Source organism: Streptococcus oralis Uo5 (assembly GCF_000253155.1).
Classification (GTDB): Bacteria; Bacillota; Bacilli; order Lactobacillales; family Streptococcaceae; genus Streptococcus; species Streptococcus oralis_L.
This window is the reverse complement of the sequence record NC_015291.1, coordinates 1952406-1958690: the sequence shown is the minus strand read 5'-3', so window position 1 is coordinate 1958690 and position 6285 is coordinate 1952406. Positions and strand designations below refer to the sequence as shown.

Annotated in this window: 7 protein-coding genes and 3 tRNA genes; 7 read left to right on the top strand and 3 right to left on the bottom strand. The window is 32.8% G+C overall.

The annotated features are described in order from the left end of the window. Positions 1 to 212: 212 nt before the first annotated feature. Both SOR_RS09710 and SOR_RS09705 read right to left on the bottom strand, forming a co-directional pair. On the bottom strand, positions 213 to 971 hold the full coding sequence (locus SOR_RS09710) for a ParB/RepB/Spo0J family partition protein (RefSeq protein ID WP_000410359.1): 759 nt from the start codon (positions 969 to 971) through the stop codon (positions 213 to 215). Between the two features lie 57 nt (positions 972 to 1028). Next, the gene (locus SOR_RS09705; protein ID WP_000681803.1) at positions 1029 to 2225 is read right to left on the bottom strand and encodes a S1C family serine protease; all 1197 of its coding nucleotides are present in this window, start codon (positions 2223 to 2225) and stop codon (positions 1029 to 1031) included. Positions 2226 to 2410: 185 nt separating this feature from the next. Here SOR_RS09705 and rlmH point away from each other — a divergent pair, with 185 nt between their 5' ends. From rlmH to SOR_RS09670, 7 genes are all read left to right on the top strand, one after another. Further along, positions 2411 to 2890: a 23S rRNA (pseudouridine(1915)-N(3))-methyltransferase RlmH gene (rlmH, locus tag SOR_RS09700; protein WP_000694219.1), complete on the top strand. Its 480-nt coding sequence runs from the start codon at positions 2411 to 2413 to the stop codon at positions 2888 to 2890. Between the two features lie 43 nt (positions 2891 to 2933). Further along, positions 2934 to 3007, top strand: a tRNA-Arg gene (locus tag SOR_RS09695). Between the two features lie 164 nt (positions 3008 to 3171). Beyond that, positions 3172 to 3297: a competence-stimulating peptide ComC gene (gene comC, locus SOR_RS09690; RefSeq protein ID WP_000799678.1), complete on the top strand. Its 126-nt coding sequence runs from the start codon at positions 3172 to 3174 to the stop codon at positions 3295 to 3297. Between the two features lie 20 nt (positions 3298 to 3317). Beyond that, positions 3318 to 4637, top strand: coding sequence for a competence system sensor histidine kinase ComD (comD, locus tag SOR_RS09685; RefSeq protein ID WP_000362884.1), 1320 nt, complete (start codon positions 3318 to 3320; stop codon positions 4635 to 4637). Next, a complete protein-coding gene (gene comE, locus SOR_RS09680) occupies positions 4634 to 5380 on the top strand; it encodes a competence system response regulator transcription factor ComE (RefSeq protein ID WP_000866078.1) in 747 nt (248 codons plus the stop codon). The genes comD and comE overlap by 4 nt, the downstream gene beginning before the upstream one ends. A gap of 58 nt (positions 5381 to 5438) precedes the next feature. Further along, positions 5439 to 5510 (top strand) — tRNA-Glu (locus tag SOR_RS09675). 5 nt (positions 5511 to 5515) lie between these two features. Next, a tRNA-Asn gene (locus SOR_RS09670) sits at positions 5516 to 5589 on the top strand. Between the two features lie 33 nt (positions 5590 to 5622). Here the strand turns inward: SOR_RS09670 and SOR_RS09665 are convergent. Next, positions 5623 to 6165, bottom strand: coding sequence for a TetR/AcrR family transcriptional regulator (locus tag SOR_RS09665; protein ID WP_000665079.1), 543 nt, complete (start codon positions 6163 to 6165; stop codon positions 5623 to 5625). Positions 6166 to 6285 lie beyond the last annotated feature (120 nt).

Here is a 6285-nt window from a genome sequence, read left to right as displayed (position 1 = left end):
TTTTCCTCCTTTACTATGATTTTAGTAGTTTAGTGCTAGACTTATTTTACCATAGATAGTAGGATTTTTCCACAGATTTGGGAAAAGAATCCACAATGTTAGCAGTATTTATCCACAGGTTGGGGATAAATAGAAAAATCCTTGATTTAGTAGGCTTTTTGATAAAAAAATTAGTGGATAAATTTGTGGGTTGAGAAAATAAAAGAACAGCCTTATTTCAGGCTGTTAATAATTCTATCGTATTCTTCTTGACTTGAAAAGGAGATAATAATCTTTCCAGTATCTTTTTTTGAAAGTTTAATTTCTACACTTAAACCGAGTATTTTTTTTAATTTATCTTCTTCATCTTTGATGAAAGAATCACTTTTTTTCTGCTTCTTGTGTTTTTTCTCTGTAAGAAGTGCTTCTAACTTTCTCACAGAAATATCTTCATTTTTGATTAGTTGGAAGAAATAGTCTTGCTGCTCTTTGTCTAAACCAACTAGTGAACGTGCATGCGCTTGAGAAATTTTTCCATTTTCTACTTCAGCTAAGATATATTCTGGTAGGGAAAGCAAACGAATAAAATTAGTGATATAAGGACGAGATTTCCCCATTTTATCCGCTATATCAGTGTGAGTAAATCCTTTTTCTACTAAAGATTCGTAGGCGCGTGCTTCTTCAACAGGATTTAAATTTTCTCTCTGCAAATTCTCAATGATTGACTGAATCATCATTTCCTGATCTGAGAGGTGCTTTACAACGGCTGGAATAGAGGTTAGACCAGCCAAGAGAGAAGCCCGATATCGTCTCTCTCCTGCAAGGATTTCATAACCAATTACAGGAGATTGACGAACGATGATTGGTTGGATGAGCCCATTTTCTTTGATTGACTGAGCTAATTCTTTTAATTTTTCTACATCAAATTCTTTCCGAGGTTGGTAAGGATTCTTTTGTATTTCAGAGATAGAAATCATTTCAAATTTTTCCATGATTCTACACTAACATATCTTTTACTTTCTGTAAAGTTTTCTTTACACTGATGTCAATTAAGACTCTAAATCACCAGAATTCTTATCTAGTTTAATTGAGGTTGTTTCCTCCTTACCATTACGGTAGTAGGTTACTTTGATAGTATCTCCGATAGCATGATTGTAAAGAGCGTGTTGTAGGTCTGTTGATGAAGCAATCTCTTTGTCGTCAACTTTGGTAATGACATCGTATTTTTGAAGATGTCCATTTGCTGGCATATTGTTTTGAACAGATCGAACAACTACACCTGAAGTGAGGCTACTTGGAATGTTAAGTTTTCTAAGATCACTAGCTCCAACATTTGACAGATTGACCATTTGAATTCCAAGAGCTGGACGAGTCACTTTACCATTACTTTCAAGCTGTTTAATGATATTTTGTGCATCGTTTGAAGGAATTGCAAAACCAAGACCTTCTACAGATGTTCCACCATTACTTGCAATTTTACTTGATGTAATACCAATTACTTGTCCTTGAATGTTTACAAGTGGACCACCAGAGTTACCAGGGTTAATAGCCGTATCTGTTTGAATGGCTTTTGTTGAAATAGCTTGACCATCTTCAGATTTTAGAGAAACATTTCGATTAAGACTTGAGATGATTCCCTGTGTAACTGTATTAGCATATTCTGAACCTAGAGGACTACCAATAGCAATCGCTGTTTCTCCAACACTAAGTTGGCTTGAATCCCCAAATTCTGCTACTGTTGTAACTTTTTCTGAAGAAATTTTAACGACAGCAATATCAGAGAAAGTATCAGATCCGACAATTTCACCAGGAACCTTGGTACCATCTGCCAAGCGAATATCAACTTTTGAAGCTCCATTGATAACGTGAGTATTAGTTACAAGATAGGCATCTTTATCATCTTTTTTATAGATAACACCTGATCCCTCACTTGCGATTTGTTGATTGTCTGAATCAGAATTAGTTTCATCACCATTAAATACACTACTTTGTCTACTGCTAGAAGAAGAATAAGTAATGATTGAGACAACAGCATCCTTAACTTTATTTACTGCTTGAGTGGTTGAATTTTCATTCTTATATGATGTTTGAGTGACAGTGCCAGAATTATTATTCGTAGCTTGATTTCCTTGTTTTTGATAAAGTTGTAATGTTACGAAACTTCCTAAGGCACCACTTAAAAATCCTATTAGAATGATTGCAAGAACTTTAACTCCTTTTTTGTAAAATTTTTGTAAGTGTTTCATAAACGCCTCCGTTTGTTATTTATTTACTCAGATTATAAACCTATTAACTTAATCCAAACTTAAAAGCTTAAAGTTTTACACAAGTTGTGGATAACTCGCTTTATTCTGTGAATTTACTAGAAATTTAGGATGATTTTTATGTGTATAAGATGTGAAATGAAGTGTGGATATGATAGAATAGAAGAATGAAAATAAAAATTGTAACAGTGGGAAAATTAAAAGAAAAATACCTTAAAGATGGTATTGCTGAATATACCAAACGAATTTCACGTTTCGCCAAATTAGAAATGATTGAGCTCACTGATGAGAAGACACCTGACAAAGCTAGTGAATTAGAAAATCAAAAAATCTTGGAAACAGAAGGTGAAAGAATTCTTTCTAAGGTTGGAGAAAGAGACTTTGTTGTTGTACTAGCCATTGAAGGAAAAACACTCTCCTCAGAGGAATTTAGTAAGCAACTAGAGCAAGCTTCTATCAAAGGATATTCAACGCTTACTTTTATCATTGGAGGAAGTTTGGGTCTAGCTCCTGTTGTAAAAAATAGGGCCAATCTTTCTGTCAGTTTTGGACGTCTGACATTACCACATCAGTTAATGAGATTGGTTTTAGTTGAACAAATTTACCGTGCTTTTACAATTCAGCAGGGTTCTCCTTATCACAAATAGAAGATTGACTTAGCTCTTGTTTTTTGATAGAATGGTCATGTTAGGTCTCATAGCTCAGCTGGATAGAGCATTCGCCTTCTAAGCGAACGGTCGCAGGTTCGAATCCTGCTGGGATCAATTTTAGATGCGAAGCTGGGATAAATCCCAGCTTTTTTCTTAAAAAAGTGCGTTTCAGGTGCAAAAATGTACAGTTGGGAAGAATTTTTTCTTACATGGTCTTCATTTTGTATAATAGATGTGTAAGTTAACTTACAAGAAAAAATAATACAGGAGATTTCATTATGAAAAATACAGTAAAGTTGGAACAATTTAAAGAGGTAACAGAGGCAGAATTGCAAGAGATTCGGGGTGGAGATTGGAGAATTTCAGAAACAATTCGTAATCTTATTTTTCCAAGAAGAAAGTAATGAAATAAAGGTAGAGAGTAATGGATTTATTTGGATTAGGGATAGCTATTTTTTATTTTATCATCATTAGCAAAAGTTATGAATGGATTTGTAAAATAAATAGAAAAGAACAAATTGTTTTTTTCTGTTACACATGTATCTCAGTTTTTACACTTGAAGAAATTATTACACTAGTATTTTCTAATAGTTTTGCTTTGTCTAAATTTTTATTTCCTTTGGTTGTGTATCTTTATTTAAGAAAGTTAAAGAAGTCTGAAAAATACAAATCTATTTTTATCAGTCTACTATTGTCTTTATTATATCACAGTACTCATACTTTTATATCCGTAACTTTATCTTCTATAACAGGAGATGAAGTAGTATTACACTATAAAAGTACATTCCTTTTAGTAATATTGTTGATGACTTATTTTTCTATTCTAATAATAATCCGTTATTTTCATCTGGATATTAAATATTTTGATAAAGATTATCTGTACCCTTTTTTAAAAAAAGTAATAGTTGCTTTCTTTGGTTTGCATATCGTATTGTTTATTTCAGATATAGTAAGTACAACTCATCATTTAAATAGCTTCGGAAGTATTTTATCAACCATTGTTTTTATTTGCTTGTTATTGATTTTCTTTGCAATGAATTCTCACAAGGTTCAAATTGAAAAAGAGATTGCTCTAAAACAAAAGAAATTTGAACAAAAGCATTTACAGACTTATACTGATGAAATTGTGGAGTTGTATAATGAAATTCGAGGTTTTCGTCATGATTATGCAGGGATGCTTGTCAGCATGCAAATGGCGATTGACAGTGGAGATTTACAAGAAATTAACAGGGTTTACAATGAAGTCTTAGTAAAAGCAAATCAGAAATTGAGGTCAGAAAAATATACTTACTTTGATTTAAATAATATAGAAGATTCTGCTTTACGAAGTTTAATTGCCCAATCGATTGTCTATGCACGAAAAAATGATGTAGAGTTTACATTGGAAGTAAAAGATGTCATTACTAGATTGTCAATGGATTTACTTGATCTTGTTCGTATCATGAGCATTTTATTAAATAATGCTGTTGAAGGTGCTGCAGATAGTTACTTGAAACAAATGGAAGTTGCAGTCATTAAAATGGATTTTGAAACAGTTATAGTTATCCAGAATTCATGCAAAATCACTATGACGCCTTCAGAGGATTTATTTGCCTTAGGTTTCTCTACCAAGGGAAGAAATAGAGGTCTAGGACTTAATAATGTCAAAGAGATTTTAGATAAGTATGACAACATTATTTTAGAAACAGAGATGGAAGACAACACATTTAGACAAATTATTAGATTTAAGAGGGAATTTGAATGAAAGTATTAATTTTAGAAGATGTTATTGAACATCAAGTGAGACTAGAGAGAATATTAAATGAAATCTCGGAAGAATCGAATATTCCTATTTCATATAAGACAACAGGAAAAGTTCGTGAGTTTAAGGAATATATCGAAAATGATGAAGTAAACCAGCTTTATTTTCTAGATATCGATATTCATGGAATCGAGAAAAAAGGCTTTGAAGTGGCTCAGTTTATCCGTCATCACAATCCTTATGCTATTATTGTCTTTATTACCAGTCGATCTGAATTTGCTACCTTAACGTACAAATACCAGGTATCAGCCCTAGATTTTGTTGATAAAGACATCAATGATGAATTGTTCAAAAAACGCATCGAGCAGAGTATTTTTTACACTAAGAGCATGCTGCTTGAAAATGAAGATGTTGTAGACTATTTTGATTACAACTATAAAGGAAATGATTTGAAAATTCCTTACCATGACATTTTGTATATCGAAACCACAGGAGTTTCTCATAAACTTCGGATTATTGGTAAGAATTTTGCAAAAGAATTCTATGGAACTATGACAGATATTCAGGAAAAGGACAAACATACCCAGCGATTTTATTGCTCCCATAAATCTTTCCTTGTCAATGTGGGAAATGTGAGAGAAATTGATCGAAAGAACTTAGAAGTTGTCTTTTATGAAGATCATCGTTGCCCGATTACCCGTTTGAAAGTTCGCAAACTAAAAGATATTCTAGAAGAAAAAAACTAAAAAGTGATTGACAATTAGTAAGAAATTGATATAATGGTTATATCTGCTACAGATAGATGGTCCGTTGGTCAAGGGGTTAAGACACCGCCTTTTCACGGCGGTAACACGGGTTCGAATCCCGTACGGACTATTTTATCCGCCATAGCTCAGTTGGTAGTAGCGCATGACTGTTAATCATGATGTCGTAGGTTCGAGTCCTACTGGCGGAGTCAGATAAAAAGAACACCATTGGTGTTCTTTTTTTAGTTTATATCACCTAACATTTTCATAATGAAGTCTGTCATTTCTTGCGGACTTTCTTTTTTTCCGTGAGCAATCCAAGTCTGGCAAACACCAAAAAGGGCATTTGTTAGATAAATGCTACTGTATTCTAATTCAATTGAATTGAGTTGTAGTTTCATAAAGCGTTTCTGAAGGTCGGTGTTAAGCATAATGTGAAGCTTATTTCTCAAGAAATTTTGGATTTCTTTTGTTCCATTTTCAGACAAGAGTGCAGCCAAGAGTGGCTCAGACTCTAAATATTCAAATACTTCTAAAATAGCATCTCTTTTGTGATGAGCATGTTTTTGGAAAATATACTCAAAGGTATGAAATAGCTTACTTTGGTAGAGTTCAATCATATCATACTTATCCTTGTAGTGAGTGTAAAAGCTGGAACGACTAATTCCGGCTTTTTCTGCTAACTTGACAGTAGAAATTTGATCAAAGGGCTGGTCCATCAATAATTGAACCATGGCATTTTCGATAATACGTTTTGTTTTTAAGCGTTTGTTACTTTCTTTCATAATTCCTCCTTGTACACAAAAATAGACTATATGTCTAAAAAAATATTTTTTACCTTGTAATTTGAATTTTTTTATGTATAATCTATTATATCAAAATTTTAGACAATATGTTTAAAAAAG

Excerpts from the sequence above, each read along its gene's own strand:
- SOR_RS09710 (WP_000410359.1), bottom strand. The coding sequence starts at position 971 with ATGGAAAAATTTGAAATGATTTCTATCTCTGAAATACAAAAGAATCCT.
- SOR_RS09705 (WP_000681803.1), bottom strand. The coding sequence starts at position 2,225 with ATGAAACACTTACAAAAATTTTACAAAAAAGGAGTTAAAGTTCTTGCA.
- rlmH (WP_000694219.1), top strand. The coding sequence starts at position 2,411 with ATGAAAATAAAAATTGTAACAGTGGGAAAATTAAAAGAAAAATACCTT.
- comC (WP_000799678.1), top strand. The coding sequence starts at position 3,172 with ATGAAAAATACAGTAAAGTTGGAACAATTTAAAGAGGTAACAGAGGCA.
- comD (WP_000362884.1), top strand. The coding sequence starts at position 3,318 with ATGGATTTATTTGGATTAGGGATAGCTATTTTTTATTTTATCATCATT.
- comE (WP_000866078.1), top strand. The coding sequence starts at position 4,634 with ATGAAAGTATTAATTTTAGAAGATGTTATTGAACATCAAGTGAGACTA.
- SOR_RS09665 (WP_000665079.1), bottom strand. The coding sequence starts at position 6,165 with ATGAAAGAAAGTAACAAACGCTTAAAAACAAAACGTATTATCGAAAAT.